This is a genomic window from Streptococcus oralis, assembly GCF_019929345.1.
Taxonomy (GTDB): domain Bacteria; phylum Bacillota; class Bacilli; order Lactobacillales; family Streptococcaceae; genus Streptococcus.
The window spans coordinates 1-1,964 of record NZ_JAHZPJ010000025.1; the positions used below are offsets into that span (position 1 = coordinate 1).

The following is a 1,964-nucleotide window of genomic DNA, read 5'->3' on the forward strand; positions in this document are numbered from 1 at the left end:
CGCCCCCTAAAAGAGTCGTGCCTATAGCTAAGCTCGCAGGAGCTAAGAGACCACCTGAGGCAACCGTGCCGACGATCTAGATACCAAAATCCGCCTCTGAAACGTAACCTATATCATCGTTAGTAGAGAAATAGAAGAATAATGAAAATGTGATAACACTAGGCTATCACATTTAATAAAATGAGATTAAAGCTTAACAATGACTTGCTCACGACCCGCATACTTATCAATTTCTTCTTGCCATAAAGCTTTTAACTCATCATCAACAATGACTGGACTATTTACTTCTTTCATTTTTTGAATTCTTTCGTCAATAGATTTAATCTTACACACTTTACTTTTTATAGTAGCCAGAAACTCTTTAAACGAAAGATTGAAGGAGATAATCTTTTGTTTTTCATGATCAAAAAATGCTATGAGATTATAATTTTGTTTAGAAATTCCTAAAAGAATATAATTTCCAAAACTATCCTCTGCTATCGGTAGATAGCCAGTTTGAATATGAGTGGATAGAAAATCATGGTCGAGGAAATACTGGAAATTATATTCATAGTCAGCATTTCCAAAACCATAAAAGGCTCGAATATCCGAACTCTCTTTCTTTGTTTTAAAGCTTGTCTGTAAGGTGTTTCCACCATTATATTTTAATAAGAAACTTCTATATTCTTTAGGTAATAAAAATTCATATTTTTTTTCGAATTGAACTAACGCATCTGAAACACCTGTTTTATCAAATGGAAAAATTCTTAACATAGCATTTCCTTATTCTCAGTTCAGCATATCATCAAATTTTAAACTAATATTCTACATTCCAATCTTGCCAACCAATGTGGTAATTAACAAGATATGCTCATACATTTTAACCTTATCTAGATGATCCACATCTTTGAATCCACCTAGTGCTAGTAATGGTACAAAACCAAAACACTGTTCATAATCCAACATATCATATTTTTCAATTGCTTCTTTGTAAAGTGGTAATTCAAAATAATCATCTGTAAAACTTTCATCAGAAAGAGAATGTAAGAACATAGGCAAATCTTCTAAAAATATATCGAAAGTTCCAAATTTATAGTTAATGAACCCTAAAAATTCATTTTTTTCCCAAGTTATGATGTCTCCAAAAGCCGTCGCAAATATTGGAATAGCAACATCTCCCCTAAAATATGAATCTGTAATTAACTCAATATAGTCATCTGGATTTATAACTTTTAGATAACCATTTAAAAAGGTACCCAATCCTTGGTTTTCCCAAATATCAAGCAATTCAACCGGAACTTTATTTTTATATTTTTCAATCACCTCTTTTGGCATGTCTGCGACTTTTACAAAATTTGAAATCATTGATACTCCTTTCAATAAGTAAGCCTTACATTTAAATATGTACTCTGTAATTGTTCTGGGGACATTGTTTTTGCTATTGTCAGAATCTGCTCATCAACATAATCAATACGATATCTCCATTGAATTCCGATAGATGAGTTGACACCAGTATCGCCCATGCCACCAATCTTGTCTGGATATCCTCCAGCTATCTGATCAGGATTGTGAAGAGCTGCTTGAGTGGCTAACCATTCTTCAGCTTGTAATGTCGCATCTTGACGATTCAATCCGGATTTTCTTAATTCCTTATATTTTCTAGATAAGGCTTCTCTTCGTGCCGCTTGTTGAACAGCGTTCCCCTCTAAAGCACGTCCTTCAGCGATATATCTTTCACGATTGTCAAGATATTCCTGAACAGTCAACTCGTTCATTCCATTTTGTTGATCTGCTAATTGACGTGAGAATTCTTCTTCACGATGTTTCGGATTATGATTAAATTTGACCTTTATCTCTTCAATACGTGGAATGTCATCTATATGTTGAATTTTTGGAGTTTTATTACTAGTTCTTCCCCCACCTCTTCCTTCAAAGTTCTGAATCTTTTGTCTGTGTTCGACAGAAAATTGCTGAATCTTTTTGGT

3 protein-coding genes are annotated in these 1,964 nt (G+C 33.6%); all 3 read right to left on the minus strand.

Annotated elements, in window-relative coordinates:
* Window positions 1–186: 186 nt before the first annotated feature.
* Entirely contained in the window at window positions 187–753 is a 567-nt protein-coding gene (locus K1I97_RS09980; protein WP_223332346.1) for an SMI1/KNR4 family protein, read from the minus strand.
* A gap of 51 nt (window positions 754–804) precedes the next feature.
* Window positions 805–1,344 (minus strand): T6SS immunity protein Tdi1 domain-containing protein, encoded by a 540-nt coding sequence (locus K1I97_RS09985; RefSeq protein ID WP_223332345.1) that lies wholly within the window; start codon window positions 1,342–1,344, stop codon window positions 805–807.
* An 11-nt stretch (window positions 1,345–1,355) separates the two neighbouring features.
* Window positions 1,356–1,964: polymorphic toxin type 15 domain-containing protein (locus K1I97_RS09990; RefSeq protein WP_223332344.1), on the minus strand; the 609-nt coding region annotated here is incomplete at its 5' end.

Excerpts from the sequence above, each read along its gene's own strand:
- K1I97_RS09985 (WP_223332345.1), bottom strand. The coding sequence starts at position 1,344 with ATGATTTCAAATTTTGTAAAAGTCGCAGACATGCCAAAAGAGGTGATT.
- K1I97_RS09980 (WP_223332346.1), bottom strand. The coding sequence starts at position 753 with ATGTTAAGAATTTTTCCATTTGATAAAACAGGTGTTTCAGATGCGTTA.